The following is a 26,915-nucleotide window of genomic DNA, read 5'->3' as shown; positions in this document are numbered from 1 at the left end:
ACATCTGTTTATGTTTGTGTAAAACTACCAGCTCAAAGCTACTTCCACAACCAATTAATGTTAAACTATTCTCACAATATCTTCGGCATAGGGAGGGCTATTATGGAAAGTTGGTTTGGTGCGACATCTACTCATTATTTCACTCTTTTTTCTACGAGCCACTTAATCGTACTCACTATCGCTCTTATCGGGAGTCTTCTTCTTTTCTCGTTTAAAAATAAGTTGAAAGAAACCCAACAAGGGGTCCACTGGTTACGCTGGTTATTGTTCCTTTTCCTCTTAGCGTCGGAAATTTCTTATCATTACTGGGCCATCACCAATGACGTTTGGCGCTTTCATAACCAGATGCCCTTTCATCTATGCGGTGTCGCTTCTGTTGTTTCCATAATTGGCCTACTAACTATGCGTCCTTTCTGGATTCAATTAGCTTTCTTTTTAGGAGTACTGCCCGCTTTTTTAGCATTAGTGACTCCAGAATTACCTTATGACTACCAACATTTTCGTTTCTGGAAATTCTTTATTCACCACACCGCTATAACATGGGCTTGTTTGTTTTTAGCTTTAAGCCGTCCTCAAGCTATTACGATGCGATCTCTTTTTTCTGTTTATGGTTTACTTCTTGTATACGCTGCCGTAGTAGGATTTTTTCTCAATCCATGGACAGATTCCAATTTCCTCTTTTTAATGCAGCGCCCTACAACTACTTCTCCTCTAGATTTTTTTGGAGAAGGTCTGTGGTATTACATTAACCTTTGCTTAACCACTTTCGCGCTATTTTCTATTCAATACTTGCTGTTCCGCAAATTTGTAAAGGGCCCGTGAATTGACTCAGTAATCCACTAAGCCTAACGCAAGGTAATAGTACACATAAAAAAGCTTCCGGAATCGGAAGCTTTTTTCTCTACGCTTGTTTCACTACTAAACTTGTTAAAGCATCAATGAAGAATTGGTTTTCTTCTTCTGTCCCAACAGAAACGCGCACGTAATCAGGTAATCCCCAAATTTTCCCGTGGCGAACAATGACACCTTTCGCCATTAGTTGTTTGTATAGGTTTTCTCCGTCTTCACCAATTTGTACTAATACAAAGTTGGCCATACTTTCAATATACGTTAATCCAAGCTCATCAAAAGCTTTGTATAATTGTTTGCGTCCTGCTTTATTGGTTTCTTGAGAAGTTTCTACATGCTCAGTATCTCCAATAGCTGCGGTCGCTGCAATTTGCGCTAATGTGTTGACGTTAAATGGTTCTTTTACTTTTAAAATCGATTGAACGATTGCTTCAGGAGCAATACCGAAACCTACACGTACGCCAGCAATACCATAAATTTTCGAGAACGTTTCCAATGTGACAACCGGGTACCCTGCATTCACGTATTCCACACCATTTGTGTAATCTGCTGCATCTGCGAAATGATCATAAGCCGCATCAATCACTACTAAAACGTCATCAAGCGCATCTACCAATTTATCCAAATCCGATTTTGGAATGTACGTCCCTGTTGGATTGTTTGGCGTGCAAATGTAAATAATCTTCGTTTTTTCTGTAACGGCAGATATTAATGCGTCTACATCGTACTCGAAATCTTCTTTAAATTTAACCGGTACGACTGTAGCACCCATAATATGTGCACCAAAGTCATATTCACTAAATGATGGAGATGGAACAATTACTTCGTCCCCTGCTTCAAGAAAGGCTTCAGAGATTAACGTGATCAATTCATCGGCACCATTTGTCGTAATCACTTGTTTTGGCGTTACTTGGTATTTTTCAGCAATAGCTTTCTTTAATGCGCTAGCATCTGCATCGGGATAACGGTTTAACCCTGCTAATCCGTTTTGGATGGCGGCCACTGCTTTAGGAGAAGGTCCTAACGGATTTTCATTAGACGCCAGTTTGACGACACGATCCAACCCTAATTCTTTTTGCACTTCCCAAATTGGCTTTCCGGGTGAATATGGCTGGATTTTCTCCAATGTTTTACGTGCTGTAATTTTACTCGAGCTTGTCATAGGAATTCCTCCAAAATATAAGTGGTATAGTATTATCTATGTATTTTTATAATCATAGCATTGTCATAAAGCATTTTAAATCCAATTGGTTTATGCGCTGTTTTCTATCTAAATGGTATTACCTCTTCCAACTCATTATACAGAATTGCAACATTATTTGCACAAGCATATCCAACTATTTGTGTCGGATAAAATAATGTGGTTAACTGTTAAACAGACAGATTGAAAGAGGAGATTTAATACGATGAAGAAAATGACATTTGCATTCGCCTCGTTTTTGTTATTATTAACGTTGAGCGCGTGTACTGATAATGATGAAGAGACTTCAAAAGAAAACTCCGAGCCTGAAACAACCGAACCATCTGGTGAAGCAGCTCCCACAGAATACAAGCTCGAACTGCCTCAAAAAGAAGAAGTGGTTGTCGTTGTCAATGGAGAAGAAATTTTAGGGAAAGTTTATAATAGCGTTGCCCGTCAGCTTGAATCTACATTAGCTGCCCAAGGTCAATCGGTTTCCGATGAAGAAAGCGCTAATCTTTTAAAAGAGCAAGCTTTATCTGTGTTGATTGGCAATAAAGTTATTTTGCAAGATGCCGAAGAAAAAGGTTATAAAGCTGATGACGAAACGGTTAAAGAACGTTTGGAAGAATTAAAAAACCAGTTTGAAACAGAAGAAGCTATGAACAAAGCATTAAAAGAAACGGGTTTTACAATAGAAGAAATGGAATTGCAACTTCGTGAACAGTTGATATATGAGCAGTATGTTGCAGAAGAAGTCGAAGTCGATAAAGTGACTGACGAAGAAGTCCAAGCAGCTTATGATGGCTTTGTTGAATCTTCTGAAGCAGAAGCTCCCCCTCTAAAAGAAATGGAACCTACAATTCGTCAATCGCTAGAAGGACAAAAAACACAAGATGCGCTCTTCGCCCAAATTGAAGAATTGAAGAAATCAGCCGAAATTGAAATTAACATATGACGTAAAACATCCTGCTCAAGTTGAGCAGGATGTTTTTTGTTACGCTAGTTTTTCTGAACAGTAAGCAAGGATTTCTTCTTCTTCCTCATCTTCAAGTCCAAATTCAAGCGCGCCTCTTGTTTGCTTATCGATAAAGTTATAATGTGCGATACGAGCCCCAGCTTCTTCTGCAGCGATAATAACACGCAACTCTAAGCCACTTTCCGTATATAATTCATCTTCTTCGTCTACTTCCACGTTCAACAAGAATTCATAGCGATCGCCCACCATGATACCTGTTGGGTCATTGATTTTGTGAAACACGTAATCTGTAATTTGCATTGTAACACCTCCGTTCTTCTATTCTAGCTTGTCTACACCCTTTTGGACAGTTACACAGCAAAATAAACGTTTATTCTGACCCTAAGGGGGAACATAAAGAAAGTGAAGACAATTAAAGGAGTGGAATCGAATGAACGTATTAGTTATTGGAGCAAACGGTCAAGTCGGCCGCAACATTGTCAAAGAATTAGCCGAAACGAATCACAAAGCAACTGCTATGGTTCGTAAAGAAGAACAAATAGATAAACTAAAAGAGCTCGGTGCTGCTAATGTAGTATTAGGCGATTTAGAACAAGATTTCAGTGATGCTTTTGAAGGCGTAGATGCTGTTATTTTCGCTGCAGGGTCTGGCCCAAAAACAGGCGCTGATAAAACATTAACGATTGATTTATGGGGCTCTGTAAAAGCTGCTCAATATGCACAAGAAAAAGGTGTAAAACGCTTTGTACAACTAGGCTCGGTCGGATCAGACAATCCGGACGCGGGTGGTGAAGCGATGAAGCCGTACCTTGTCGCTAAACGCACAGCGGATGACTTATTGAAAACAACCAATTTGGATTACACAATTGTTCGCCCAGGCGCACTTTCAGATGAAGAAAAATCTGGCAAGATTGAAGTGTCGCTTGACGGCTTTAGTTCTTTAGAAGATAGATCTATTCCAAGAGCAGACGTGGCACATGTATTAGTGGATGTGCTCGATCGCAACAACACTTACCATAAAGTATTTGAAGTACTACAAGGCGATCAGCCAGCCAGCGATCAACTAAATTCCTTATAGGAACGACTAGAATCTAGAGTAAAAAAGAGCGAATGGATTTTCGCTCTTTTTTGTGTTAAAATAGGCAATACGATAACTAGAGGACGTGATAAGCATGATTAATATTCAACCACCAAAAGCTGATGTGACGATTACACAGCGCAAACAAGAAATTACAGGTGACGAAGCTGTCATCAAACCATTATTCGGCTTTATCGATTTGCACGATATTCCACGCGATAAAGGCGGCATTATTCAATTCTTCAACCACAGTGGCGAGTTATTGTTTGTCGGGAAAGCCCGCAAACTACGTCAACGTGTGAAAAAGCATTTTGAAGATTCAGTATCGCCATTGAAAAATCACCGCGAAGAAGTTTACCGTATTACGGTTTCTTTCGTTGAAGATCCAATGGAACGCGAAATTTACGAAACGTATTTAATCAACGCTCATAAAGCTAGATACAACGTAGACAAAGTGTTTTACAAAGACCAAGAATAGTCAAAAAAGGAAGCCCTCGGGCTTCCTTTTTTATTGCTTTTTAATCTCAGTAGGATCAACAAGCCACTTTTCAAAATAATGATGGCTATGTCCTTCTGGGTGATCGTTCACTCGACCAAATTCCGTGAAACCTTGCTTCTTATAAAATTCAGGCGCTTGAAAACTGAATGTATCCACAATCATCACTCTGTACTTTTTACTGCGTGCATACACTTCGACTTGAGCCATTAGCTTTTCCGCCACGCGCTGACCTCTCATTAAAGGATCTACCCATAAAAAGTCGATATGTAAGCTTTTCCAGAAACTTGTAGTCGTTAAGCCCCCTACAACCTCCCCTTCTTCATTGCGCACAATAAAATCCATTTGCTCAATTGGCGATTTTACTTCTGCAGATAAATTAGCCATGTTATGTTCAATCACTTTTTTTCGTATAAACTCACGGTCTTCTGACTCATTTTGTTGAATAATTTCCACGAAGTTATTCCCCCTTTTTCAAACTCATTTTATTCTCTCATTTTCTACAGCTTTTGTGCATCTTCTATTAACAATCATGTTTTAATTCTCTTTTCAAAAGGAATAGTAAACTACCAACTATGTTTTTTGGAGGAAATAATATGGCTACCACAACAAAAGAAAGTTTATCTGCTCACAGCCAAAGTGAATACGATCCGCTCCGACGGGTTTTGTTATGTCCCCCTCGCTTTATGGAAATAAAAGATGTCATCAATGACGTTCAAAAAAGATACAAAGATGAAAATATTGATGTAGACAAAGCACTCCATCAACACAATACATTTGTTCAAGCTTTAATCGAAAACGGTGTTCACACAGATTTGATAGAGCCATCGCAGAAGTATCCTGAACAAGTTTTCACACGTGACATCGGCTTTACCATTGGTGATACGGTATTCATAAGTGAAATGGCTTCTGATATTCGCCAAGGTGAAGAACAAGAGCTTGAAAAGTGGATGGAAACCCATCACGTTAACTTCAAACGATTAGCGGGTCACCGAATTGAAGGAGGCGACGTCATTATTGACCGAGATACGGTCTTTGTGGGGGTTAGTAGTCGAACTTCTAAAAAAGCCATTCAAAAACTGCAAGCCGAACTGCGCGATTTCGAAATCGTTCCCATTTCTTTTAATGAGAAATACTTACACCTGGATTGTGTCTTTAATATCTTGTCTCCAACCGAAGCGCTAATTTTCCCGGAAGCACTTGATGCAGCTACGATTCGTATGCTCGCTGAACGTTATACATTAATCCGCGTTAATGAAAAAGAACAGTTTGCATTAGGGACCAACGTGCTGTCCATTGGTGACCGTAAAGTGTTTAGCCAACCGCAAAATATGCAAGTAAATAAGCATTTGACTGCTCGTGGTTTTCACGTCATCGAAGTCGATTATTCTGAAATCATTAAATCTGGCGGTGCATTCCGTTGCTGTACCATGCCATTAATTCGATCGTGAAAAAATAACCCTAAGCCATTTTGGCTTAGGGTTATTTTTTATCGCGGATGCGTTGCTTCTTGACGACTTTGCACAATAAATTCTCTCATCAATTCGACACCGTCTGGCGTACCGATAGATTCCGGATGAAACTGAATTCCATAAACCGGATAATCTTGATGCTTCACCGCCATAATTGTATCGTCATCGAGTGCTTTAGACTGAACTTCTAAACAGCTCGCCAATGTTTCCGGCTCTAACACGAGTGAATGGTAGCGCATAACTGGTAACGGCAATGGCATGTTTTTAAACAGCCCTTGATGACTATGCGATACATCCGATACTTTACCGTGGCGGATAAACGGTGCTTCGACAACGTTCCCGCCAAATGCTGCGCCAATTAATTGTTGGCCGAGACAAATCCCTAAAATTGGAACAGACTTGTGCAATTTCTGAATTAGCTCCATCGATTCAGGCAATTCTCGTGGGTGGCCTGGTCCTGGGGAAAGAATAATCGCCTGAGGATTTTTTTCTTTAATCTCTTCAAGCGTCAAAACACCATAACGGACTACTTCAACTTCGACATCCATTGCTGCGACCGCTTGATAAATATTATACGTAAATGAGTCATAGTGATCGATTAGTAAAATCATCCGAACACCTCCGTAAGTGAACGCGCTTTGTGAAGCGTTTCTTCGTACTCTGCTTGCGGATCCGAATCAAACACAATACCCGCTCCCGCTTGAACATGAACCATCCCATCTTTCACAACAAAAGTACGAATGGCGAGTGCAACATCAAGGTTGCCATTAAACCCTAAATAACCAATTGCCCCACCGTAAACCCCTCTGCGTTCTTCTTCAAACTCTTGTATCAATTGCATAGCACGAACTTTAGGTGCTCCTGAAACCGTTCCAGCAGGTAAACACGATACTAATGCGTCTAGCGGATGCATTTTCGGGTCTAGTTCCCCTGTCACTTCTGACACCAAATGCATGACATGTTGATACTTTTCAATGACCATATACTTTGGTACATCTACCGTCCCAATTTGAGCAACGCGCCCAACATCGTTACGACTGAGATCGACAAGCATTTTATGCTCAGCTTGCTCTTTTTCATCGCCAGCCAACTCTTCTGCCAAACGGTTGTCTTCACTATCCGTTTTTCCGCGTTTCCGCGTGCCTGCAATCGGATTGGTAATCATATGACTGTCACGTATCGTCAAAAGACTTTCTGGTGAAGCCCCAACTACTGCATAGTCATCAAAATCAATAAAAAATTGATAAGGCGACGGATTTTGCTTACGCAATTTACGATACAGCGTAAAAGCGTCCCCTTTGTAACTTGCAGACAAACGCTGAGACAAGACCAATTGGAACACATCCCCTTTAAGGATATGATCTTTTGCTTGTTCTACTTGTTTGCGGAAAAAAGAATCGCTTGTTTTGGAATGGAATTGCAGCGATTGTTGCTCTATTGTCGCTGACTTTTCTGGAACAGCTAACTGCTGCTCAATTTCATCTAACTTATCTTCAAACGATAAGATTGTTACATCATGTTTTACATGGTCAAATACCACAATGGTTTCATAAATCTGCAGATGAATATCCGGCATTTGAAGGCTATCTTCTTTTGGTGCTTTAACAGGTTCGTAAACTTGAATCGCATCGTATCCAATGTAACCTAGAGCTCCCCCTGTAAACGGAAGACCTTCTATTTCCGCATCGTAGTGCGGCATTAATTTCTTGATCAGTTCTAATGGTTTTCCTTCATGTAAGGTTTCGGTACCTGTCCGAAAATTAATTTCTCGCAATTGTTGTCCGTGGCCGATATAACCCACTGTCGGATTTGCTCCGATAAACGAATAACGACCTGTCACACTGGTCTTTAATGAGCTTTCAAGCAAGCATTTGCGTTCTCCTGCTAATCGATTAAACACCGCAATAGGGGTTAACGAATCTCCATCAATTTTTCTCATCTTCATTTCTTTACTCATCTCAACTCATCTCCATTTCTGAAAAACGTAGCTACTAGCACATTTTTCGTAGCTGTTAAAAACAAAAAAGTCCCCTGCAAGAAACAGAATTGTTCCTTGCAGAGGACGGATTGACCGTGGTACCACCTCATGTTAAAGCTATTACAGCTTTCACTCTACCCCCGATAACGTAGGGAAACGGACTCTTCTACTACTTTTTCAAAGAATCACTCATAAGCCCATTCACGCAGATACCCCACCAGTTTCCACCTGCCACTGGCTCTCTTTGAGAGGTTGATCTGTGCTACTTTTCTTATTCATCGATTTAGCTCTACTATACTCTTCTCAACTAGAATTCGGTGGTGTCGCTCCCGACACCTGCTACCGTAATCCGTACAAAAAGGTTGTGCTCATCTTATTAAATCCAAAGTGATTTGTCAACTATATTCACTGTTTTTAGATAATTCTATTATTTCTATTCAAAATCATGTATAAATAATGTAAGTGTTAATTTATTACCAATTATGAAGGGAGAGAAATATCAATGAAACGTTCTTTACTTTTAACTTCCGGACTTTTATCTGGGGCGCTACTTCTCACAGGCTGTGCAGGTGAAAGTAATTCGGGTACTGAAGGAGAAGAAGATCGTACAAAGATTAGTTTTATTCACTGGCGCGGTGAGGATAAAGCTGTATTAGATGATCTTATTGCTCAGTTTGAAGAAGAAAACCCTGCAGTTTCTGTAGAAATGACCATTTATCCATCTGAACAATATCAAGCTACCGGGCAACGCCTTTTGCAAGATGGGTCAACAGGGGATGTCTTCACCTCCTTCCCAGGAGCTCAGTTTGAAGCAATTGCTAGCGCTGGTTTGTTCGAAGATTTAAGCGGAGAAGATTTTGTTTCCAACTTCGACAAAGAGTTAATTAGTGTGGGTCAAAAAGATGGGGCTCAGCTAGCGTTACCATACCAATTAGTTTTCAATATGCCTGTATACAACAAGGGCATGTTTGAAGAGCTTGGTCTTGAAGTTCCAAAAAGTTGGAGTGAATTTCAAACAATGGCCGATACTCTTTTAGAAAATGATATTACTCCAATTGCCTTTCCTGGTGCAGATATTGGCCCGAACCAATTTATGAACAGTATGATGATGAATAATGCACCTGATGAAGATGTTTTTGAAAAGCTTCAAAATGGTGAGGAGTCCTTAACTAATGAGTGGTGGGTAAAAACTTTAGAGGATTTCCAGCTACTTGAACAAAAGTCTTATATTCAAAAAGATGCACTGGGCACTTCACAAGATTCTGCAATGGCGATGGTCGCTAACGAAGAAGCTGCCATGCTAGCAACAGGCTCTTACCATATGTCCGCTTTACTTGACTTGAACCCTGACCTTGAACTTGATTTGATGGCGCCAATAACAGTAGAAGAAAACGAAGCGATGTACGAAGGCATTAACACAGCGACTTTCATGCTTGCAGTCAATAGCAAATCAGAGAAAAAAGAACAAGCAAAAGAATTTATCGCTTTTCTTAGCCAGCCTGAAATCGCATCACAATATGCCAATGAAACAGGTCAACATTTAACAATTAATGATGTTGAATATGAATCTGAAGTATTGCAAAATACAGCTTATTGGATTGATGAAAGAAAAACACGTTTCCAGCCCCGATTCTTGATTACGAATGCGCAAATTGAAGCTGCTGTTTTAAGTTCTATTGAAAATGTTCTCGGTGGAGCAGAGCCAATGGAAGCCGCAAAAGAAGCGCAACAGATCGTGGACGAAAATAGGGACTAACAAAATGAAAACTTCGAAATCAATTTATTTATTCTTTTTACCGGGGCTCTTTTTATATGCGATTTTCTTTGTTTATCCAACGATTAGCGCATTGTTTTATTCGTTTACCGATTGGGACGGCTTAAGTTCAAGCTTTCAGTTTGTTGGGATTGAAAATTATGAACGCGCCTTTACAGGAGATACTATTTTCCGGAAAACGATTGGCAACAACTTGAAATTCATGCTAGTTGTTGTCGTATTTCAAACGATTGTCGCCTTGGCTTTTGCATTAATCGTTTTGAAAAACACAAAGACGACTATTTTCTTACGGGCGCTTTACTTTTTCCCGACTATTTTATCGTCTGTCTCAGTCGCTTTTATATGGTCGTTTATTTACGACCCTTCTCTCGGTATATTAAATCAGCTATTAGAGTTGATTGGGCTGGAATTTTTAGCACAAAACTGGCTCGGTAACGCAAATATTGCGATTTACTCTTTAGCCATTACACAAATATGGTTTCATGCAGGACAAATGCTGATTATTTTTGTTGCTGGCTTGCAAGCCATTCCAGAAGAACTTTACGAAGTGGCAAAAATTGAAGGCGCATCAAAATGGCAAACATTTCGTAATGTGACGTGGCCACTACTTGCCCCTTCTGCCACCATCGTTGTTGCGTATACAACAATTCAATCCTTCAAAGCATTTGATCTAGTATTTGCAATGACAGGCGGTGGTCCAAATAATTCAACAGAAATTGTCGCCACATATATTTTTGATATCGCATTTAGAAGCTATCAATTTGGTTATGCCAGCGCGATTTCAGTTATTTTCATGGTCATTATTGCGGTTATTACTTATCTGCAGTTTAAAGTTTTACGCTCTAATCGTATTTCGTATTAAGAGAGGAGGAAAAACTCATTGTTCTTCCGAAGGTTTTCACTAACTATCTATGCATTACTGATTTTAATTCCTTTGCTCATTGTTGTTTTAACTTCATTGAAGACCATTCAAGAAACATTTAGAAACCCCCTTGGTTGGCCAGAATCAGGGTTTCAATTTGAAAATTATTCATCCATTTTCCAGGAACAAACAATGGCTGGCTATTTTTTAAACAGCGTCATTGTTACGTTGTTCTCTGTGTCGTTGACATTATTTTTTGCTTCGCTAATTGGCTATGGCATTACGCGACTCAACAATTGGATCGGCAATTTAGTATTTATTTTATTTACGCTTGGCATGATGGTTCCAGCACAAGTTAGCATGGTTCCACTTTATTCACTCATGCTGGACTTTGGCCTAACGAATAGTTTGCTGGGACTCATACTTGTAAACATTGCTACAACATTACCAATTGCTGTTTTTATTTTAACTGGATTTATGAAAACTTTGCCGAAAGAGTTATTCGAGGCTTCCACCATTGACGGAGCAGGAAATTGGAAAATCTACACAAAAGTAGCGATTCCGCTGTCATTGCCTTCTTTATCGGCAACAGCCATTTTCTTATTTGTAATGCACTGGAATGATTTGTTGTACCCTCTGCTGTTCATTACCGATAATGCATACAAAACCTTACCGCTCGCTTTGTTAGAATTCCAGGGCGAGTACTCCACAAATTATCCAATGCTCTTTACAGGGGTGATTATTGCTTCGGCACCGATGGTTATTGCTTATGTTTTCTTACAACGCTATTTTGTCGCTGGTATGACAGCTGGTGCAATAAAATAAAAAGCGACATCGCTCAACTAGAGCGATGTCGTCTTTTTTATTGCCATAACATTGGCTTATCTACCATAAACCACATCATCAGCATTAATAAAAAAATATAAATCCATAAAGAGCGATTTAACTTTTTAACCAATGTTAGCTGATTAAATTTTTCGTCATTAAACTTACGAAGAGTTGGTGTAAATGCACGTGCTAGGAAAAACACGGAAGCCACCATAACTCCGATCGTACCTAATATCCACGAAGTTCCCCATCCCCACGGGCCCTGCCAAATCAACAAAACACCTGTTGTGACTAATACATGTCCTGCATGCTTAACAAGGCGAGTTGCCGATTTAAACGTAATAATATGTGACAGAAGAACATCGCCCGAGGCAGTCTCCATTCGCTTAACTAAAGGAAGGAGCACAAAGAACGGTCCAATCGATAATACCGCACTTAAAATGTGAGCAAACAAAATGAGTGTATACATCTCGTACTTACTCTTCCGTTAAATGAAATTCGTGAACCCAAACAGTCATCTGTGGCAACCAAGGCATACCTGCATGAGTAGACAATATGGCTTGTTTGTATTCCTCAACAGTCGCATATCCTTCTCCTGCTACGATTTCATCCGTTAACTCTCCAAGTGTTTGTTGGTATACACGGTCTACTAAGAATTTTTTATCTTCAAGCACCATAATTTCTCCAACATCTGCATAACGACCATTTCGACGCGTGGCTACTTTCTTACCAAGCAACACTTTTTCTACGTCTTGTTTATTCGTTACAAGTCTTTCAATGCTGCATGTTTTTGGCGGCAATTGCTGCTCATTTTTTTCAATCATATGTATTCCACCTCTCGTTAGTTCCTAATTCAGTATAGCCTTTTCTCCAGGCTAATTCACCCCATAAAAAAATCGCCCTGTTTGAAACAGAACGATTCTGGTATTTATTTTGCAAATACGTGTTTGCCGATTTTGGTAATCGTTGTACGTGAGAAAATCCAAGTATCTGTAACGCCTTTTGGATTATAATAATAAGTTGCTCCTAGAGAAGGATCTGATCCTTTAACAGCAGCTTTTACAGCTTGATACGCTGAAGCATTTGGTTCGTAATTGTATTGGCCGTCATTTACAGCCGTAAATGCGTTGCGCTGAAAAATAACATTGTATGTATTGTTTGGGAATTTAGCCGAATCGATACGGTTCAAGATGACAGCGGCTACTGCTACTTGTCCTGTATAACTTTCTCCTCGAGCTTCTCCATTTACCACATGTGCCATCATATCAACTTCCGCAAGTCTTGCACGTGTTAAAGGACCCGTAAAGCCTGTAGCTGATACGTTAAAGTCACGCTGAAACTCGATTACTGCATTTTTAGTTACTGGACCATAATAGCCTGTAGCTGATGTACTAAAGTAACCCAATTTCTTTAATTTAATTTGAAGTTCTTTTACACCTTCACCTGAGACACCCACATGTAGATTTGGAGCGTGCGCTTCAGCAGTTGTTTGAGAAAACCCTAGAAACAACAGTGTACATAAAGCAAATACCCATAATTTTAATTTTTTCATGTTCTCTCCCCTTCTTTTCCAATAATCAACAAACATTCTCATTAACAGTATATAATTGGAATTATATGAATTCAATCCATCATAACTACTTTAATTTTGTAGAAAAATAGCAAATACCAATACTTTATTGATATTTTGCAAAAAATACGGTTTTTATCTTTCTGAATAACAGGTCTTTTCACTCATAAAAATGAGAGTTGAATCTTTTTCACAAACTAGTATCGAGAAACTAGAGCTAGATTTCGACCTCGAGGTATTTATTTGGTAAAGTGAAAGAAACTGATTGGAGGCGTTTAGATGAAGAACATAGTGATTGTTTCCGATACCCATATTCCATTCCGCGCCAAAAAACTGCCAAAACAATTAGTAGAAGCATGCGAAAAAGCTGATTTTATTATCCATGCGGGGGATTGGCAAACGATGGATGTTTATCACGAACTTGCCGCATACGCCGAAATTGATGGAGTCACCGGCAATGTTGACCCATGGGATATTTTAGACAAGTTTGGCCGTAAGAAAATTTTAACGTTTGACCAATTAAAAATTGGCGTCGTTCACGGAGACAGTAATCAGAAACCTACGGAGCAACAAGCTTACGACACATTTGCGGATGACGATGTTGACATTATTGTTTTTGGACATTCTCATATACCGGTAATGAGAGAAGTCGATGGTGTAACCTTATTCAATCCAGGCTCTCCTACTGATAAACGCCGTCAAACACAATTTTCATTTGGCTTGTTAGAAATTGGCGACACGTGGGAACTCAAACATGTATTTTTTGATAAAGAGATTTAGGTTGCAATAGAGATATAAAAATCAGACACTCACTGATGAGGGTCTGATTTTTCTTTGGATTCTTTTATTAACCTAAATCCTAATTTTTTTAATGCTGATTCCAAGTTTGATTCAATCATTACTGCTTTTAGTTCAGCTGCAAAATGAGGTACTTTTAATGCCATAAAAGGTTGGATTCCCGTTATGACCGGTGTTACGCCAATTACTTTTAAGATACTGACAAGTTTCAACAAATACTCCCCTACAACAGCATTTATTTGTGAAACTCCAGAAACATCAAAGATTAAATAATCCATTGTTTCCTCATTACATTTATCAAGTACGTGTCTGATGATCATCTCCGCTCGAGAAGCAGTGATTTCCCCAATTATTGGAACAATCGCCACACCTTTAGTAACAGGAACAAGAGGAGCTGTTAAGGTTTGAATTTGTTCATTGGCTTTTTCAAGCTCCAATACGTAAGTTAACAACGTTGACATCGTTTCGAAAGTAGACAGGTCTTCTTTCGAAAGTTTAAAATACTGATCATCCAATCCGCAAATTGTTCCATAAACTGTATTATCACTATAATAAACCGGTACTCCAATGAAAGTGCCTTGAGTAAAATTTTTTGTAATCTCCATAGACCGAGTTAATTCGTCTTTTGAGACATCTTCTATCACCAATGGAGTAGGTCCGTAGTTCAGACTCAAACTACAATAAGTCTGAGGAAGTGGCATCGAACTACCTTCTTCTACAAGAACCTCATTAGCATTTCGGGCTTTAATAATATTATTTGTTTTGCCATCATTTTTAGCAATAAATAGGGTATTGATGCCAATTTGCTTGTTTAACAATTCTAAAATATAAGAAGCTGCTTCATCAAAATCAGCAAAACGTTTAATACGTTGCGCGTTCTCCACTGTGATTCCTCCACTTTTTCTGATCTTTTTCCAATGCTCTTATTATACAGTTAAAATACTCAACTCTAAATCAATTGACCTAAAAAAGATAATATTCTTATTTGTTCCGCAAAATTTTTCATCTATCTAAAAAAGGTTCGTTTTTGTCTCCGAAAGGGTATATGCCTAATGTGAAGAAGATGGAGGTGGGCAAATGACAATTGGATTGGATATTCTCGTATTAGAGCAATCTGATACATTAATATATTTTAGATGGACAGCAACAGAAGGTGTTTGTCGAGTAAAACGTGGTACACAAGTCGTTTACACAGGTACGCAAAACCACTTTAAAGATGAAGAATTACAACCAGGACATTTGTACACATATACAATTGAACGATTAGATCCAACGGGAAAATGGACAGACAAAATCAAAATACAAACTGGAACCGAAAACAGGAACGTCGAAAATGACAATTGCCTTGCTAAAATCGTACTAACTACCATCGTTTCTGAAGGTCGCGTTTCTTTAGCGTGGGGGAAAATTGATGGCATTTCCACATACGATATTTATCGCAACGGTCAGTTTATCGAATCTGTTGAAAAAAATCAGTATACAGATACTAAAGTGTTAAGCGACCAACCATATACGTATTGGATTCGTGGCCAACGTCCTGTTTCACGAACAGGCAAAAAACTTAGCGAGAAAAAATTCTCGCTACATAAAATGTTTGGCGCATTGCAGCAAAACTCTTCTAAAGAAAAGGCTTCAATGGAGGATTTTTGGCTCACCCAAAAAATAGCTTCTTTACAGTCAATATTATCGGATCAAAATAAGACAGCGATTTTGCCTGTTTGGCATTTCCGCTATAACACCTTTTTGCCGGAGACTTTGTTAATAAACCCGAACCTCCTATCACCTTTTCATTATTTTAAAGGGGATGCTCGCGCGTTTGACCCTGATTCAACCGACTACCGAACACATGTCAATTTCTCTGTGTCCTTTAAGGAAAACGAACCGACACTCTTTTGGGATAAGCATGTGGGTCCGACGATTGGGTACAATTGGAGAAAAAAATTCAGTAAAGCCGATGTCGCTTCAGCTGAAGAAATTGAATTGGTACAAACAGATGAATTCGATGAGAAGGTTTCTATCGCCCTAACGCATGTTGTGGGAAACCCACTCACCACTTCACCGAATATCGACTATACTCTTTCGGCTGACTTTTATCGCGATGGTACCTACGCAATTTTCGGCGTACACGACCAATCACCTAACCATGAAGTGTATTTAAAACATGATGAAGATCGCCAATGGATGGAAATTCATCAATCAGAAAGTGAAGGACTAAGTTATATGGCAGGACCAACCGCTAATAAGTATTGGCGACTATCAAACTTCTGTTGATTTTCACAGAAGTTTAAAAAAGCCCGAGCTGGAGAACTTCCAGATTCGGGCTTTTGCATTTACTTATCTAAAAATCGTTTACGAATGTGAGGCGGTGGCAGCATGCAGCTATCGAGTTTCCCAAACACTTTATAACGATTTTTGGCGATTACGTCATAGGCTCCATCTCGTAGTGCACGAGGAAAAGGCTTCAAGTAATGCGCTAATTTCCAAAGTCCCGTTAAATGATTTGAAATCATTAGAGCTCCTTCAGATTTCACATAAGCTTGACCATCTTTTATCAATACTAAACTGTCTACATCATCCGGTACATTGTATTTTTTAGAGAGCTCTTGGCCGATTTCACTTTGCAGTGAAGCAAATTGATAATAACCTGCCGGATCATGATTTATGATAAATTGAACGCTCGAATCACAAAAATTACAATCTCCATCAAATAATACGATGGCGTGTTCCATATCATTTCCTCCTTCACCAATAATAGTACTGTTATGTGAATAGCCTCTTAAGCGCTTATTCAAACACGTCTCCATTCGAAATCGTTCCTTGATGAAAAAATAACTTCCATCCATTAGATCTTTTTTTCCATACTGAACTTCGATTCGTTAGTCTTCCTGTTTTGTGATTATGTACTTGGTAAGTCGTCAAAACAGCGGCTGGTCCTAATTCATGCATAGTGAAAAAATTGATTTCCATTGGATCTGGATTTAGTGGATGATCGCCATTGTAGTCTACTCGTTTAAAGGCGCCACCCGAACTGCCAAACTCAAAAAATTCATCGTCCAATACATCTCCCAGTTTTTCGGGAGAAACTCGGACATCTGGCTTTAAATGACTGCACTCTAAGGCATATATTTCTTTTTCTAACGTATTCATGCGCATTCTCCTCTGCTCATATTTCCCAGGAAATACGATTAATGCTCAAATCCCCTTCATGCCCGTAGGCAGAAGGGGATTTGCTATTAGTTTTCGTCTTTAAAAAATTTTTGTGGATCTTCATTTGGCTGATCTTGTGGCGTATCTGATGAGCCGAAATCTTCTACATCTTCAAAGCTATCTTCGTAATCACGAATAGCTCCATCTTCTTTTTCAACAGGCTGTTTTGTAGAAGCTTGCAAAACGTCTTCTTCTGATGGACGGCTTTCCAAATCAGGTTCTTGGTCGGCATGGTCAATGCACGTTAGCGCTGTTGGCAATGCCTCCAACCGTTCGAACGGAATATCCTTACCGCAAACCGCACACTTTCCATAAGTACCTTCTTCAATTGCAGCCAGTGCTGCTTTTGTTTTTTCCAGTTCGCCTTCTTTAAATTGCTCCATCGCTAAGTCACGTTCTTGGTCGTATAACTCGGTAGCATTATCGCCTGGATGATTATCATAATGGGAAAGCTCAGTTGACTCAAACTCTTCTGTTTGCTCAACCCGTTCTTCTAATGATGCTACTTGTTCTTCTAGTTGTTTTTTTAATTGATTTAATTGGCTATCTGTCATTTGATTTCCTCCTCAAAAAACTCACTTATTGTTGTATATTGCCTTTATCGGAGAAATCAAACCTAGAATTCTAGTGAACACCTTTAAAAGCCAGCTTAATAATCATCAAATCGATCCAGTAAACTCAATAAATAATCGTCTAACCGATGACGAACTAACTCGTTAGATAAACCTTTCATGCCGAAAGCTTTCCAGCCTGGATACACAGTAGGTGAGCCATCTAAAATATCCGTTAGCGAAACGAGATCCCAATAAGGATCGTACTTAAAATCACTTCCTGCATGACGCTCATAAGCCGCTAAAAAATCATTGGCAACAGAAATTCCATACATTTGCGCCAAGTTTACACGGCAATGCCCAACGTCAATTCCTGCTGGGCCACGGCAAGCATTGACCCAATCGACGATGGCACTCACTTGTCGATTTTCCCACAGCACATTAGCCGGATGAAAGTCGCGGTGGATCAAACACTCTCGAAAAGCTGGACGACTACCAGAAACAATATAAAAAGCACGCATCCAATCATTTTGAACTTTCGACCAAGTTGGCTTTTCGAGTAGAAACGCATCATTGTAGGGGAAATATTCATAAGGAAAGTCTCCTGCACTGGTTTGATGCAGCTTAGCAAGATTAGAAGCCAGTTCGTCTAGCCATATATCATCATTCGAAGGCTGAAGAACGACAGATCCAGGCATTTTAGACATCAGTACTGCAGGAACGCCACTTTCTTCTCCAGTTACATCATAAGCAACTAAATGTGGAACCGTAAGACCCATTTTTTCTGCATATTGAAGACTAGCTGCTTCATGTTGTGCCAAATCGGGCTCTTTCTTCAGCCAATCCGTTTTATGAAAAAGCCGTAGTACATAAGAACGTTCCGAACTACTCTTAGTAACAACTAGTTCAAACAAAGTTGAGGAAGTTGCACCGGTTAGCGGCTGAACGTTCGTAATCTCTACAGGTTCATCAAATTGTGCTTTTATCCACTCTACCGTTTGCTCCTGCAATGCATGCCCAGTATTTCCTGCCATTCCTGCCGCTCCTTTCTACCTACTTTTTACCTTTAGTTTACCATGAAAAAGTGCAGGTTCCATCCATACGCAAAGAACATAATTGTATTTGTTTTTCTTTGTACAAAAGCCTTCTTTATGACAATTTTATACCTTCAATGAGGAATGTTGAGTGTCTGGTTTTTCAATTTGTATCGTGGCATGCTCAATGTCGCAAATATCATGCACTAACTTTAACGCTTGTTGTAAAACTTGTTGTTCATCTACGTTCTCTTCCACATCAATGTGACACGTAAATTGATCCAATCCCGACGTGATGGTCCAAACGTGCAGGTCATGAACATCCACAACTCCATCAATTTCAAGAAGACCGGCGGTTATTTCTTGCAAATCGAGCTCTCTCGGCGTACCTTCCATCAAAATGTGCAAACTGTTTTGAAGAATGCCCCAAGCACTTCGCAAAATTAACAGTGCCACGACGACAGAAATAATTGGGTCAGCTATCGTCCAGTCAAATAACAGGATTAATAACCCGGCGACTATTGCTCCGACTGAACCTAGTGCATCCCCAATAATGTGCATATAAGCACTCTTCATATTCAAGTTGCCATGAACATCTGCTCCCCGATTCAAGACCCAAGCACTCAATAAGTTGGCAACAAGACCAATCGCCGCAATAACCAGCATCCAGCCCCCTTGAACTTCCGACGGTTCGTATACTCGTTTGATGGCTTCATAAATAATAAAGCCCGCCATGATAAATAATGTAATGCCGTTAATAAAAGCTGTTAGAATTTCAAAACGATAATACCCGTATGTTTTCTTAGTAGAAACTGCTTTTCCAGCAAACCAAATTGCAGACAAACTAAGTACGAGCGATACGGTATCCGACAGCATATGACCACTATCTGCAATTAAAGCTAGACTGTTCGTGAAAAGCCCCCCGAAAAACTCTAGCAACATGATTCCAGCTGTGATGGTCAGTGCAATCGTCAATGCTTTTCGATTGTTATTTCGTGTCATTTCAAAATGATCGTGATCATGACTCATGCTATCCGCTCCTCTATCTTCATGCTGTTATTTTAACAAATTTGTCCGATTGACAACGAATAGTAAGTCTTATAAGATAAGTGAGTAAAAAAATTAATAACCCGGCAACGGGAGAGGTTCATAGCATTTCACCCTCTATAAAAAACTATGGATTGTCGAAACTCCGCCAAATCCACATGCGATTTGGCTTTTTCTTTTGTCCGTTTTTTTATAGCCCTCTTCCCAGTCGGTCATCTAAAAGGAGGCCGTTTATAATGGCAGGAAGAAACGAAGATACACTCGATCATTTATCATTGCTAGGCAATCAAAACACGAAGTATAAATTTGAATACGATCCAGACGTGTTAGAACCAATTGACAATCTACACACTCGTGATTATTTCGTGAAGTTTAACTGCCCTGAATTCACTTCACTTTGCCCACAAACAGGACAGCCAGATTTCGCGACAATCTACTTAAGCTTTATCCCTGATAAAACATTAGTAGAAAGCAAATCACTCAAGCTTTATTTGTTCAGCTTCCGTAACCACGGAGATTTCCATGAAGATGTCGTTAATATCATTATGAACGATTTGATCAAATTGATGGATCCTCGTTATATCGAAGTATGGGGCAAATTTACGCCACGCGGCGGGCTTTCAATCGATCCTTACACAAACTACGGCAAACCTGGAACAAAATACGAAGAAATGGCATCGTACCGGATGATGAACCACGACTTGAATCCTGAAACGATTACTAATCGATAAGGAGTCTGCACATGTTACTTTACTTAAATGGCGCATTTGTCGGTCTCTTAATCCTTTCGAACATTTTAGCAGTCAAATTATTTAGCATTGGGGAATGGGCAGTGTTACCAGCCGCTGTAATCGTTTATGTCTTCACATTTCCGATTACCGATACCATCGCAGAAGTGTACGGCAAAAAAGCCGCACGCCAAACCGTGACAGCTGGATTTATCACACAACTTTGTGCGTTGGCTTTTATTTTCTTTGCGATTCATTTGCCTTCTGCCCCATTTTTCGCAAACCAAGAATCATTTGAAACCATCTTTTCTGCAGGTTTCCGAGTAACTTTAGCGAGTCTTGTTTCTTATTTCATTAGCCAAAACCTAGATGTCACGATTTTTCATAAGCTGAAAAATAGACATGGCAACTCTCGATTATGGTTGCGCAATAATGCTTCGACAATGGCAAGCCAATTGGTGGATACGAGTCTTTTTATCACCCTCGCTTTTTACGGCATGATGCCAACAAGTGTATTGCTTGGCATGATTGTCACGCAATACATCTTTAAGTGGATTGTTGCAGTTGCCGATACTCCCGTTGTTTATTTACTTGTGAAGTTATGCAGACGCCAACAAGCAGACCCACAACTTTACGGATACCAAAAACCGGAAGCTCTTCTTTAGAGCTCCCGGTTTTTTTAATTTTTTATACAGTTACACGTGCTTTACGTGTGTAAACTTGATCGTTCACTTTAGCATCAGATAAGACCATATCCACCGCTATTGGCAAATGATCGGAGACCGCAGTTTCAATGACTGCTGCTTGTACAACATCTAAATAAGGATCTGCAAATATATAGTCAATACGTGTGGCTGGTCGGAAAACCTCACCCGTTTCTTTGTTTACGTAAGGCGAAGGATAGGTATAAGCGTCGCCTCTCTTCATTTTCAGAAATGCATCTCGAAAATGTCTTTTAAGTTTTTGGATATGGACATTTGAAGCAGGGGCATTAAAGTCGCCTGTAATGATTCGCGGAAAATGACTTTTTCCGGTAATGGCTAAAATTTCGTCAACACTCACTTCTAACTCTTCATCTTTTAGCGCCAAATGCGTATTAAAGACACTTACATAACTGCCATCCACTTCGATGACGGTTTCCAATATGCCGCGTTGTTCATTATTGCCAAAAGGACAATACACTTGTGTTAATAAATGATTTTCGTTGTATTTGATTGGGTATTTGCTTAAAATGACGTTGCCGTATTGTTGGTTTGGACGCTCGGAATCTAACGGCGTCACATCCATATTGGCACCGTAAGCCGCATACATGCCTAGTCTTTCACTCAACCAACCTACTTGGTCCACAAACGAACTGCGGACTGAAAAGTGACGATCAACTTCTTGCAAAGCGATGATGGTCGCACACGAATCTTCAATCACTTGCGCGGTCTTTTCTAAATCGACGACCCCGTCCATTCCTAGTCCATGAGCAATATTAAACGACATGACTTTTACAATTGGCGACTTCTTATTCTTCCCGTTCATGCAAACCTCTCCTTTTCGACTAAAACGAATCGTTGGCAGTTGCTTAATTGGTTTTAGTATAACAAGCGTTTATGAAGATGCTGTGACACGCGTGTAAACAATTGTTAAAGCTTTGTAAACACAGGGGTTTCTGTAGCATTTCGAGTCTTATGCGCGTTAGTCGGAGAATATGCGCGCTCCGCGAGAGATACGCGCGGTGGAGAGGGAATTCGCACGTTCCTCAAAATTTACGCGCGCACAGCAAAATCCCCCAAAAAAAGACAGCCCGAAACATCGGACTGCCTGCCACTCAAAAACTACGACGTATACGCTACAATCGCATCTCGCAAAAATTGTGCAGTGCCCGGTTGGACTTTGTCATAGTATGTAGCAAATCGTTCGTCTGCTACGTACATTTCCGCTAACCCCCGGTGCGCTTCTTTGCTATACGTCGACCATGTAAAATTTAGCCACTGACAATGCAAATCGACTGTTTGCTGTGCTGCTTCACTCGTTGGGTCGCCCGTTTCCATCGCCTCAGCTAAACCATTCAAAATTTGCTGTTCGAGCTTCATAAATTCCTGGTAGTCTTCTTCACTAAGCTTCAACATTTTTGCATTGGATCGATCGACTAGCTCATCGCCGTAGTTTTCACGGATTTCATTGCCATACTGCTGTTCGTTGTTGTCGACTAGCTTCTGCTTAAAACCTTGAAATTTCTCGTTGTCTGCCATCGTGCTCGCTCCTTTTTTTGCGGAAATGGTTTTTTCCACATTGCTTATCAAGAGATCTAATTGCACACGCTTAGCGAGAAGTTTTTCTCGGTGTTCAGCCAAAGCTTGCGAACCATCGAATGCGGGATTATTGACGATGCTCTTTATTTGTTCAAGCTCAAGTCCCAGTTCTCGGTAAAACAAAATTTGCTGCAGCCTATCAACTTCTGACTGACCGTAAATTCGATAGCCTGAAGAATTCTTACGTGCCGGCTTTAACAAATCAATTTCATCGTAGTAACGCAACGTTCTTGTGCTAATTCCAGACAGACTCGCAAGCTTGTTCACGGTGTATTCCATCTCGCCACCTCCTGATAACCTCAGCTTACACCTTGACGTTGCGTCAAGGTCAAGTGAGTTGTTGCGCCGCAAAATCACGATAAAGCGAATGCTTCGCGATCAACTCTTGATGTGTCCCGACTCCGGTCACCCGTCCTTTTTCAATAAAGACAATTTTGTCCGCATCGACAATGGTCGATAACCGATGTGCGATAACCAAAGTAGTACGTCCTTCCATCAAGCGACTTAATGCTTGCTGGACGATGCCCTCTGACTGACTATCCAAACTCGCAGTAGCCTCGTCCATCATCAAGATTTTCGGGTCTCGTAAAAAGGCACGCGCTATGGCAATTCGCTGACGCTGCCCACCTGATAATTTAATACCACGTTCTCCAACTTCTGTGTCGAGTCCATCTGGAAATTCACGAATAAAATCTTCAGCATAGGCCATACGCGTAACGCGCCATAACTCTTCAGTTTGAATGGTCTCAGCGTCTGGCAATCCGTACGTTAAGTTTTCCCGAATGGTTCCGCCCATCATGGCACTTTCTTGTGACACATAACCAATTTGATCTCGCCATGAAGCAATAGAGATGTTTCGAATCGGCATGTCTCCAATCCAAATCTCCCCTGACGATGGTTCGTAAAATCGTTCAAGCAAACCAAAAACGGTTGTTTTCCCGCCTCCACTTGGCCCTGCAAAAGCAATCATTTCCCCTGGCTGCGCTTTAAATGATACGTCTTGTAGGACAGGCTCTCCTTGATCGTACGAAAAACTCAAATTTTCCACACTCAAAGTTTTGCCAGCAATATCGATGCCCTCTTGTTGCGCCGGTTCTTCTAGAGGCAATTCTAAAATGCCAATAATGCGCTCTGTCGCTCCTTTGGCTTTTTGAAGCTCTGTAAAAAATCGTGCAAATGTCGCCATCGGGACAATAATTTGAAATAAATACAATAAAAAAGCGACGAGCGATCCGGTCGACATTTCGCCGTTCGCAACACGAATTCCGCCATAGCCGATAATCGACACGATAACCACCATAACGACCAAATACATAAGCGGTGCAATCAACGCATAAATTTTCGCTTCTTTCATGCCCAACTTAAATAATTTATCAATGCCTTCAACGCCTCTTGTTTCTTCTGTATCTTCGGCTGTCGAAGATTTCATTAACCGAATTTCACCTAAAGTTTGTTGAACGTGCCCTGTAAAATGGGCCGTCTCGTCTTGCAAATTTCGAGAGATTTTCGACATTTTGCGCCCTAATGGGAACATGACAGCGATGGTTAATGGCACCGATATCATCATGACGAGTGTCATCTTCCAATCCAAAACAACTAAAATGATCACTGCACCAATAATCGAGATGATCCCGGTAATAAACGAAGGAAAATGATCGGTGATCAAATTCCGCACAATGCCGGTGTCATTTACAACGCGGCTTACCGTTTCTCCGCTTGAATGCTGATCAAAATAACCTACACGCAATCGGATTAACTTTGCCCACATTCGTTCTCTCAATCCTGCTACGACTCGCTGCCCTACCATGCTGAGCAAGTAAATCGAAACCCCGTTAATCACAGCTTGCACTATAAAAGCAACAGCAATTCCTATCATTAACGGCACACTCAGCGACTCTAACGAAAACCCATCTACTAAGTTTTTTGTCAGCAATGGGACGACCAAACCGACTAGTGTCGTGATTAAACTAGCAATCAATCCAATCGCAAGTGCCAGCTTTGGAATTTTCAACGTTAATAATAAAGACAAAAATGGCTTTAAGCCGATTTCTTTGTTTTTCTTTTTCATTTTAAAAACTCCTGTTCTTCTGTTCGCACACCTATTTCATTTCAATAACTCTATTATAGAGGAGCTCATTATATTTCCATAAAATAAAACACTTGCGGAAAATTCCACAAGTGTTTGGGTCAGGCGGCAGAAGCTCTATATTGCTGCCATTGTTCAAGACGCTTATCTAAAACGAAGTTTCCAAAAGGCAAGAACGCAGAAATCACAGCTCCTACCGAGAAACGAAACGGCCATTTAAAAACAAACGTCATATAAATTGTCAGTAAAATATAGAGACTAAACAATGCACCATGAATCGGTCCGATCATACTAACCGCTTCCGGAAAGTCAAAAAAGTATTTTAACGGCATTGCGATGAAAAGTAAGATTAATAACGAACTTCCTTCAAGAAGTCCCATAAAACGAAATGTACGTAAGGCATCTTTAAACATCAACTATCCCTCTCAATCTGCTATCAATTATAGAAGCCATAGAGGAGGCTGTACAGAGATTGCTAAAACAATTCAACTGTTTTTACACACCTGCAATACATTTCGTCACAAACTATTCGTATTTATTTCGAATCAGCCCAATTTCACAAATAACACTTTTAAATAATTGCCTTCTTTAAATTCTTTTTGCACGCGGAAATCACTTGGCAATGTAAACTCCTCAACAATGCTGTACTTGCCACCAATTTCCTTAAAAGCTTTATCGATAAACCCTTTGAATTTTTTCATTCCGAAAGAAGCGCTGTTTGTTGAAGCCACAATAACGCCATTTTTTTCAGTAATGGCAATCGCTTCTTTCATTAAGTTTGTGTAATCCTTTGATGTGCTAAACGTGTACTTTTTCGAACGTGCAAAACTTGGAGGATCCAAAACAACTAAATCGAATTTCAATTCTTTTCGCTTGGCGTATTTAAAGTAATTAAAAACATCCATAACCAAAATGTCTTGGCTCTCAAAATCGATGCCATTGACGCTAAATTGCTCAATTGTCTTGCTTGAGCTTCTTTTCGCCAAATCCACGCTCGTTGTTTTTGTTGCACCACCCAGTGCTGCTGCTACTGAAAATGCACCCGTATAAGAAAACGTATTGAGTACGGTTTTGCCTTTGGCGTATTTTTGTTTAATGGTATTTCGCACGTCTCGTTGATCTAAAAAGATGCCCGTCATTGCGCCGTCATTCAAGTACACAGCAAAGTTTACGCCATTTTCTTTAACCACCATCGGAAACTCGCCACGTTCGCCTGCAACAAAATCATCTTCTTCAATATATTGACCTTTTGTATCAAAACGTTTTTTCTGGTAGATGCCTTTGCATTCTATGACGTTTTGAAGTGCAGCAATCACTCTGTCTTTAAACGTATAAACGCCTTCACTATACCAACTCAGCAAATAAAAACCATCATAGTAATCAATGATTAATCCACCAAACCCATCACCTTCCCCATTTAAAACTCGGAAAGCAGTTGTCTCTGGATTGTTAAAAAATGCTTGTCGACGAGAAATGGCAGTCGTTAGCTTTTGTTCAAAAAACGTTTGATCAATAGTTTCACTTTCATTGTTCGTTAATACCCAACCATATCCTTTATTTTGACGACCATAATAACCTTTTGATAAAAAGCGACCTTGTTTATCAACTAGTTTTAGAATGCTACCTTCTGTATTCAACATATCTGGATTTTCTAACGCTTCTTTTGTAATTAACGGATAGCCTTTCGCATACTCCGCTTTAAATTTATCGTTTATCTTAATCGAAATTTCCGATTTCATCGTCTCTCATCCTATCTGTAAAACATCGTTTTGTTTTATAATTAGTGTATACGATAGCTGCCCTTATGCCCACCCTCGTCAAGTGAATTTCCTAACACGATTCTTAGGAGGAGTTTGTCATGAAGAAGAAGTTCTATATTTACAATATTCGATTGACCACTGGGGAGTACTTGGAGAATATTCGTATTGAAGGTCCTCTAGAAGATCATTTTTCCGGTATAGCGGTGAGCTTGTTCCCTGTAGAGGACGCAGAAGGAAAGACCATTGTGTTAAGTATTTTTCACATCGTCAAAGCTGACTTGCTCAAAATTGAAGACTCATAAATAAGCTCTACTAAAAAAGNTNTTNTATATATTAGT

General features: G+C 39.9%; 32 protein-coding genes, 1 riboswitch and 1 other annotated feature. Of the genes, 13 read left to right on the top strand and 19 right to left on the bottom strand.

Annotated elements, in window-relative coordinates; genetic code table 11:
• Nucleotides 1-102: 102 nt before the first annotated feature.
• Nucleotides 103-822 carry a YwaF family protein gene (locus tag GPDM_RS02710; protein ID WP_008428725.1) on the top strand — a complete coding sequence of 240 codons (720 nt, stop codon included), beginning with the start codon at nucleotides 103-105 and terminating at the stop codon, nucleotides 820-822.
• A 79-nt stretch (nucleotides 823-901) separates the two neighbouring features.
• Here GPDM_RS02710 and hisC read toward each other — a convergent pair whose 3' ends face one another.
• Nucleotides 902-2,011: a histidinol-phosphate transaminase gene (gene hisC, locus GPDM_RS02705; RefSeq protein ID WP_008428724.1), complete on the bottom strand. Its 1,110-nt coding sequence runs from the start codon at nucleotides 2,009-2,011 to the stop codon at nucleotides 902-904.
• Between the two features lie 244 nt (nucleotides 2,012-2,255).
• On the opposite strand from hisC, the gene GPDM_RS02700 reads away from it, so the two are divergent.
• Nucleotides 2,256-2,987 (top strand): SurA N-terminal domain-containing protein, encoded by a 732-nt coding sequence (locus GPDM_RS02700; protein ID WP_008428723.1) that lies wholly within the window; start codon nucleotides 2,256-2,258, stop codon nucleotides 2,985-2,987.
• Nucleotides 2,988-3,026: 39 nt separating this feature from the next.
• Here the strand turns inward: GPDM_RS02700 and GPDM_RS02695 are convergent, their stop codons facing one another.
• A complete protein-coding gene (locus GPDM_RS02695) occupies nucleotides 3,027-3,308 on the bottom strand; it encodes a DUF6509 family protein (protein ID WP_008428722.1) in 282 nt (93 codons plus the stop codon).
• A gap of 130 nt (nucleotides 3,309-3,438) precedes the next feature.
• Here GPDM_RS02695 and GPDM_RS02690 point away from each other — a divergent pair, with 130 nt between their 5' ends.
• Nucleotides 3,439-4,086: an SDR family oxidoreductase gene (locus GPDM_RS02690; RefSeq protein ID WP_008428721.1), complete on the top strand. Its 648-nt coding sequence runs from the start codon at nucleotides 3,439-3,441 to the stop codon at nucleotides 4,084-4,086.
• 94 nt (nucleotides 4,087-4,180) lie between these two features.
• Nucleotides 4,181-4,564 (top strand): nucleotide excision repair endonuclease, encoded by a 384-nt coding sequence (locus GPDM_RS02685; RefSeq protein WP_008428720.1) that lies wholly within the window; start codon nucleotides 4,181-4,183, stop codon nucleotides 4,562-4,564.
• 30 nt (nucleotides 4,565-4,594) lie between these two features.
• Here the strand turns inward: GPDM_RS02685 and GPDM_RS02680 are convergent, their stop codons facing one another.
• Complete coding sequence (locus GPDM_RS02680) at nucleotides 4,595-5,038, bottom strand: GNAT family N-acetyltransferase (RefSeq protein WP_008428718.1); 444 nt, start codon at nucleotides 5,036-5,038, stop codon at nucleotides 4,595-4,597.
• Nucleotides 5,039-5,178: 140 nt separating this feature from the next.
• Here GPDM_RS02680 and GPDM_RS02675 point away from each other — a divergent pair, with 140 nt between their 5' ends.
• On the top strand, nucleotides 5,179-6,033 hold the full coding sequence (locus GPDM_RS02675; RefSeq protein ID WP_008428717.1) for a dimethylarginine dimethylaminohydrolase family protein: 855 nt from the start codon (nucleotides 5,179-5,181) through the stop codon (nucleotides 6,031-6,033).
• A 38-nt stretch (nucleotides 6,034-6,071) separates the two neighbouring features.
• On the opposite strand, the gene GPDM_RS02670 is transcribed toward GPDM_RS02675, so the two are convergent.
• Both GPDM_RS02670 and trpE read right to left on the bottom strand, forming a co-directional pair.
• Nucleotides 6,072-6,665: an anthranilate synthase component II gene (locus GPDM_RS02670; protein WP_008428716.1), complete on the bottom strand. Its 594-nt coding sequence runs from the start codon at nucleotides 6,663-6,665 to the stop codon at nucleotides 6,072-6,074.
• Nucleotides 6,662-8,011 carry an anthranilate synthase component I gene (gene trpE / locus GPDM_RS02665; RefSeq protein ID WP_008428713.1) on the bottom strand — a complete coding sequence of 450 codons (1,350 nt, stop codon included), beginning with the start codon at nucleotides 8,009-8,011 and terminating at the stop codon, nucleotides 6,662-6,664. The genes GPDM_RS02670 and trpE overlap by 4 nt, the downstream gene beginning before the upstream one ends.
• 98 nt (nucleotides 8,012-8,109) lie before the next feature.
• Nucleotides 8,110-8,320: a binding site (T-box leader), on the bottom strand.
• A gap of 214 nt (nucleotides 8,321-8,534) precedes the next feature.
• On the opposite strand from trpE, the gene GPDM_RS02660 reads away from it, so the two are divergent.
• The 3 genes from GPDM_RS02660 to GPDM_RS02650 are packed head-to-tail and all read left to right on the top strand — an operon-like array spanning nucleotide 8,535 to nucleotide 11,493.
• Nucleotides 8,535-9,788 (top strand): ABC transporter substrate-binding protein, encoded by a 1,254-nt coding sequence (locus GPDM_RS02660; protein ID WP_008428712.1) that lies wholly within the window; start codon nucleotides 8,535-8,537, stop codon nucleotides 9,786-9,788.
• A gap of 4 nt (nucleotides 9,789-9,792) precedes the next feature.
• The gene (locus tag GPDM_RS02655; RefSeq protein WP_008428710.1) at nucleotides 9,793-10,668 is read left to right on the top strand and encodes a carbohydrate ABC transporter permease; all 876 of its coding nucleotides are present in this window, start codon (nucleotides 9,793-9,795) and stop codon (nucleotides 10,666-10,668) included.
• A gap of 18 nt (nucleotides 10,669-10,686) precedes the next feature.
• A complete protein-coding gene (locus tag GPDM_RS02650) occupies nucleotides 10,687-11,493 on the top strand; it encodes a carbohydrate ABC transporter permease (RefSeq protein ID WP_008428708.1) in 807 nt (268 codons plus the stop codon).
• A 37-nt stretch (nucleotides 11,494-11,530) separates the two neighbouring features.
• Here the strand turns inward: GPDM_RS02650 and GPDM_RS02645 are convergent, their stop codons facing one another.
• The 3 genes from GPDM_RS02645 to GPDM_RS02635 all read right to left on the bottom strand — a co-directional run bounded on the left by GPDM_RS02645 (nucleotide 11,531) and on the right by GPDM_RS02635 (nucleotide 13,048).
• On the bottom strand, nucleotides 11,531-11,965 hold the full coding sequence (locus GPDM_RS02645) for a hypothetical protein (RefSeq protein WP_008428706.1): 435 nt from the start codon (nucleotides 11,963-11,965) through the stop codon (nucleotides 11,531-11,533).
• 7 nt (nucleotides 11,966-11,972) lie between these two features.
• The gene (locus tag GPDM_RS02640) at nucleotides 11,973-12,320 is read right to left on the bottom strand and encodes an ASCH domain-containing protein (RefSeq protein WP_008428704.1); all 348 of its coding nucleotides are present in this window, start codon (nucleotides 12,318-12,320) and stop codon (nucleotides 11,973-11,975) included.
• Between the two features lie 104 nt (nucleotides 12,321-12,424).
• A complete protein-coding gene (locus GPDM_RS02635; protein ID WP_008428702.1) occupies nucleotides 12,425-13,048 on the bottom strand; it encodes a cell wall hydrolase in 624 nt (207 codons plus the stop codon).
• A gap of 297 nt (nucleotides 13,049-13,345) precedes the next feature.
• Between GPDM_RS02635 and GPDM_RS02630 the strand changes: the two genes are divergently transcribed.
• Nucleotides 13,346-13,846 (top strand): metallophosphoesterase family protein, encoded by a 501-nt coding sequence (locus GPDM_RS02630; RefSeq protein WP_008428701.1) that lies wholly within the window; start codon nucleotides 13,346-13,348, stop codon nucleotides 13,844-13,846.
• 29 nt (nucleotides 13,847-13,875) lie between these two features.
• On the opposite strand, the gene GPDM_RS02625 is transcribed toward GPDM_RS02630, so the two are convergent.
• A complete protein-coding gene (locus GPDM_RS02625) occupies nucleotides 13,876-14,748 on the bottom strand; it encodes an STAS domain-containing protein (RefSeq protein ID WP_008428698.1) in 873 nt (290 codons plus the stop codon).
• 193 nt (nucleotides 14,749-14,941) lie between these two features.
• Here GPDM_RS02625 and GPDM_RS02620 point away from each other — a divergent pair, with 193 nt between their 5' ends.
• Nucleotides 14,942-16,135 (top strand): DUF3238 domain-containing protein, encoded by a 1,194-nt coding sequence (locus GPDM_RS02620; RefSeq protein WP_008428695.1) that lies wholly within the window; start codon nucleotides 14,942-14,944, stop codon nucleotides 16,133-16,135.
• Nucleotides 16,136-16,194: 59 nt separating this feature from the next.
• Here the strand turns inward: GPDM_RS02620 and GPDM_RS02615 are convergent, their stop codons facing one another.
• From GPDM_RS02615 to GPDM_RS02595, 5 genes are all read right to left on the bottom strand, one after another.
• On the bottom strand, nucleotides 16,195-16,593 hold the full coding sequence (locus GPDM_RS02615; RefSeq protein ID WP_008428694.1) for a thiol-disulfide oxidoreductase DCC family protein: 399 nt from the start codon (nucleotides 16,591-16,593) through the stop codon (nucleotides 16,195-16,197).
• Nucleotides 16,594-16,648: 55 nt separating this feature from the next.
• Complete coding sequence (locus tag GPDM_RS02610; RefSeq protein ID WP_008428693.1) at nucleotides 16,649-17,011, bottom strand: nuclear transport factor 2 family protein; 363 nt, start codon at nucleotides 17,009-17,011, stop codon at nucleotides 16,649-16,651.
• 86 nt (nucleotides 17,012-17,097) lie between these two features.
• Nucleotides 17,098-17,625 carry a TraR/DksA C4-type zinc finger protein gene (locus GPDM_RS02605; protein WP_008428692.1) on the bottom strand — a complete coding sequence of 176 codons (528 nt, stop codon included), beginning with the start codon at nucleotides 17,623-17,625 and terminating at the stop codon, nucleotides 17,098-17,100.
• Between the two features lie 95 nt (nucleotides 17,626-17,720).
• Entirely contained in the window at nucleotides 17,721-18,656 is a 936-nt protein-coding gene (locus GPDM_RS02600) for a phosphotransferase family protein (RefSeq protein ID WP_008428691.1), read from the bottom strand.
• 126 nt (nucleotides 18,657-18,782) lie between these two features.
• Nucleotides 18,783-19,685, bottom strand: a complete 903-nt coding sequence (locus GPDM_RS02595; protein ID WP_008428690.1) for a cation diffusion facilitator family transporter — start codon at nucleotides 19,683-19,685, stop codon at nucleotides 18,783-18,785.
• 107 nt (nucleotides 19,686-19,792) lie between these two features.
• A riboswitch (PreQ1 riboswitch) is annotated at nucleotides 19,793-19,840 on the top strand.
• Nucleotides 19,841-19,939: 99 nt separating this feature from the next.
• Here GPDM_RS02595 and queF point away from each other — a divergent pair.
• Both queF and GPDM_RS02585 read left to right on the top strand, forming a co-directional pair.
• Nucleotides 19,940-20,434 carry a preQ(1) synthase gene (gene queF / locus GPDM_RS02590; RefSeq protein ID WP_008428689.1) on the top strand — a complete coding sequence of 165 codons (495 nt, stop codon included), beginning with the start codon at nucleotides 19,940-19,942 and terminating at the stop codon, nucleotides 20,432-20,434.
• 11 nt (nucleotides 20,435-20,445) lie between these two features.
• Entirely contained in the window at nucleotides 20,446-21,096 is a 651-nt protein-coding gene (locus tag GPDM_RS02585; RefSeq protein ID WP_008428688.1) for a queuosine precursor transporter, read from the top strand.
• A 22-nt stretch (nucleotides 21,097-21,118) separates the two neighbouring features.
• Here the strand turns inward: GPDM_RS02585 and GPDM_RS02580 are convergent, their stop codons facing one another.
• The 5 genes from GPDM_RS02580 to GPDM_RS02560 all read right to left on the bottom strand — a co-directional run bounded on the left by GPDM_RS02580 (nucleotide 21,119) and on the right by GPDM_RS02560 (nucleotide 26,556).
• Nucleotides 21,119-21,958 (bottom strand): endonuclease/exonuclease/phosphatase family protein, encoded by an 840-nt coding sequence (locus GPDM_RS02580; RefSeq protein WP_008428687.1) that lies wholly within the window; start codon nucleotides 21,956-21,958, stop codon nucleotides 21,119-21,121.
• 296 nt (nucleotides 21,959-22,254) lie between these two features.
• Nucleotides 22,255-23,010, bottom strand: a complete 756-nt coding sequence (locus tag GPDM_RS02575; RefSeq protein WP_008428686.1) for a MerR family transcriptional regulator — start codon at nucleotides 23,008-23,010, stop codon at nucleotides 22,255-22,257.
• Between the two features lie 49 nt (nucleotides 23,011-23,059).
• Nucleotides 23,060-24,799: an ABC transporter ATP-binding protein gene (locus GPDM_RS02570; RefSeq protein WP_008428684.1), complete on the bottom strand. Its 1,740-nt coding sequence runs from the start codon at nucleotides 24,797-24,799 to the stop codon at nucleotides 23,060-23,062.
• Between the two features lie 119 nt (nucleotides 24,800-24,918).
• Complete coding sequence (locus tag GPDM_RS02565) at nucleotides 24,919-25,230, bottom strand: DUF3817 domain-containing protein (RefSeq protein ID WP_008428682.1); 312 nt, start codon at nucleotides 25,228-25,230, stop codon at nucleotides 24,919-24,921.
• A 132-nt stretch (nucleotides 25,231-25,362) separates the two neighbouring features.
• Nucleotides 25,363-26,556 (bottom strand): class I SAM-dependent rRNA methyltransferase, encoded by a 1,194-nt coding sequence (locus GPDM_RS02560; RefSeq protein ID WP_008428680.1) that lies wholly within the window; start codon nucleotides 26,554-26,556, stop codon nucleotides 25,363-25,365.
• A gap of 119 nt (nucleotides 26,557-26,675) precedes the next feature.
• Here GPDM_RS02560 and GPDM_RS02555 point away from each other — a divergent pair, with 119 nt between their 5' ends.
• A complete protein-coding gene (locus GPDM_RS02555; protein ID WP_008428678.1) occupies nucleotides 26,676-26,879 on the top strand; it encodes a hypothetical protein in 204 nt (67 codons plus the stop codon).
• Nucleotides 26,880-26,915: the final 36 nt, after the last annotated feature.

It is taken from the genome of Planococcus donghaensis MPA1U2 (assembly GCF_000189395.1).
Lineage (GTDB): Bacteria > Bacillota > Bacilli > Bacillales_A > Planococcaceae > Planococcus > Planococcus donghaensis_B.
Note: the sequence above shows the minus strand (reverse complement) of the source record. Positions and strands in the feature narration are given on the sequence as shown.

What these genes read in the sequence shown, in the direction of transcription:
- GPDM_RS02710 (WP_008428725.1), top strand. Translation starts at nt 103, where the DNA reads ATGGAAAGTTGGTTTGGTGCGACATCTACTCATTATTTCACTCTTTTT.
- hisC (WP_008428724.1), bottom strand. Translation starts at nt 2,011, where the DNA reads ATGACAAGCTCGAGTAAAATTACAGCACGTAAAACATTGGAGAAAATC.
- GPDM_RS02700 (WP_008428723.1), top strand. Translation starts at nt 2,256, where the DNA reads ATGAAGAAAATGACATTTGCATTCGCCTCGTTTTTGTTATTATTAACG.
- GPDM_RS02695 (WP_008428722.1), bottom strand. Translation starts at nt 3,308, where the DNA reads ATGCAAATTACAGATTACGTGTTTCACAAAATCAATGACCCAACAGGT.
- GPDM_RS02690 (WP_008428721.1), top strand. Translation starts at nt 3,439, where the DNA reads ATGAACGTATTAGTTATTGGAGCAAACGGTCAAGTCGGCCGCAACATT.
- GPDM_RS02685 (WP_008428720.1), top strand. Translation starts at nt 4,181, where the DNA reads ATGATTAATATTCAACCACCAAAAGCTGATGTGACGATTACACAGCGC.
- GPDM_RS02675 (WP_008428717.1), top strand. Translation starts at nt 5,179, where the DNA reads ATGGCTACCACAACAAAAGAAAGTTTATCTGCTCACAGCCAAAGTGAA.
- GPDM_RS02670 (WP_008428716.1), bottom strand. Translation starts at nt 6,665, where the DNA reads ATGATTTTACTAATCGATCACTATGACTCATTTACGTATAATATTTAT.
- trpE (WP_008428713.1), bottom strand. Translation starts at nt 8,011, where the DNA reads ATGAGTAAAGAAATGAAGATGAGAAAAATTGATGGAGATTCGTTAACC.
- GPDM_RS02660 (WP_008428712.1), top strand. Translation starts at nt 8,535, where the DNA reads ATGAAACGTTCTTTACTTTTAACTTCCGGACTTTTATCTGGGGCGCTA.
- GPDM_RS02655 (WP_008428710.1), top strand. Translation starts at nt 9,793, where the DNA reads ATGAAAACTTCGAAATCAATTTATTTATTCTTTTTACCGGGGCTCTTT.
- GPDM_RS02645 (WP_008428706.1), bottom strand. Translation starts at nt 11,965, where the DNA reads ATGTATACACTCATTTTGTTTGCTCACATTTTAAGTGCGGTATTATCG.
- GPDM_RS02640 (WP_008428704.1), bottom strand. Translation starts at nt 12,320, where the DNA reads ATGATTGAAAAAAATGAGCAGCAATTGCCGCCAAAAACATGCAGCATT.
- GPDM_RS02635 (WP_008428702.1), bottom strand. Translation starts at nt 13,048, where the DNA reads ATGAAAAAATTAAAATTATGGGTATTTGCTTTATGTACACTGTTGTTT.
- GPDM_RS02630 (WP_008428701.1), top strand. Translation starts at nt 13,346, where the DNA reads ATGAAGAACATAGTGATTGTTTCCGATACCCATATTCCATTCCGCGCC.
- GPDM_RS02620 (WP_008428695.1), top strand. Translation starts at nt 14,942, where the DNA reads ATGACAATTGGATTGGATATTCTCGTATTAGAGCAATCTGATACATTA.
- GPDM_RS02615 (WP_008428694.1), bottom strand. Translation starts at nt 16,593, where the DNA reads ATGGAACACGCCATCGTATTATTTGATGGAGATTGTAATTTTTGTGAT.
- GPDM_RS02610 (WP_008428693.1), bottom strand. Translation starts at nt 17,011, where the DNA reads ATGAATACGTTAGAAAAAGAAATATATGCCTTAGAGTGCAGTCATTTA.
- GPDM_RS02605 (WP_008428692.1), bottom strand. Translation starts at nt 17,625, where the DNA reads ATGACAGATAGCCAATTAAATCAATTAAAAAAACAACTAGAAGAACAA.
- GPDM_RS02600 (WP_008428691.1), bottom strand. Translation starts at nt 18,656, where the DNA reads ATGGCAGGAAATACTGGGCATGCATTGCAGGAGCAAACGGTAGAGTGG.
- GPDM_RS02595 (WP_008428690.1), bottom strand. Translation starts at nt 19,685, where the DNA reads ATGAGTCATGATCACGATCATTTTGAAATGACACGAAATAACAATCGA.
- queF (WP_008428689.1), top strand. Translation starts at nt 19,940, where the DNA reads ATGGCAGGAAGAAACGAAGATACACTCGATCATTTATCATTGCTAGGC.
- GPDM_RS02585 (WP_008428688.1), top strand. Translation starts at nt 20,446, where the DNA reads ATGTTACTTTACTTAAATGGCGCATTTGTCGGTCTCTTAATCCTTTCG.
- GPDM_RS02580 (WP_008428687.1), bottom strand. Translation starts at nt 21,958, where the DNA reads ATGAACGGGAAGAATAAGAAGTCGCCAATTGTAAAAGTCATGTCGTTT.
- GPDM_RS02575 (WP_008428686.1), bottom strand. Translation starts at nt 23,010, where the DNA reads ATGGAATACACCGTGAACAAGCTTGCGAGTCTGTCTGGAATTAGCACA.
- GPDM_RS02570 (WP_008428684.1), bottom strand. Translation starts at nt 24,799, where the DNA reads ATGAAAAAGAAAAACAAAGAAATCGGCTTAAAGCCATTTTTGTCTTTA.
- GPDM_RS02565 (WP_008428682.1), bottom strand. Translation starts at nt 25,230, where the DNA reads ATGTTTAAAGATGCCTTACGTACATTTCGTTTTATGGGACTTCTTGAA.
- GPDM_RS02560 (WP_008428680.1), bottom strand. Translation starts at nt 26,556, where the DNA reads ATGAAATCGGAAATTTCGATTAAGATAAACGATAAATTTAAAGCGGAG.
- GPDM_RS02555 (WP_008428678.1), top strand. Translation starts at nt 26,676, where the DNA reads ATGAAGAAGAAGTTCTATATTTACAATATTCGATTGACCACTGGGGAG.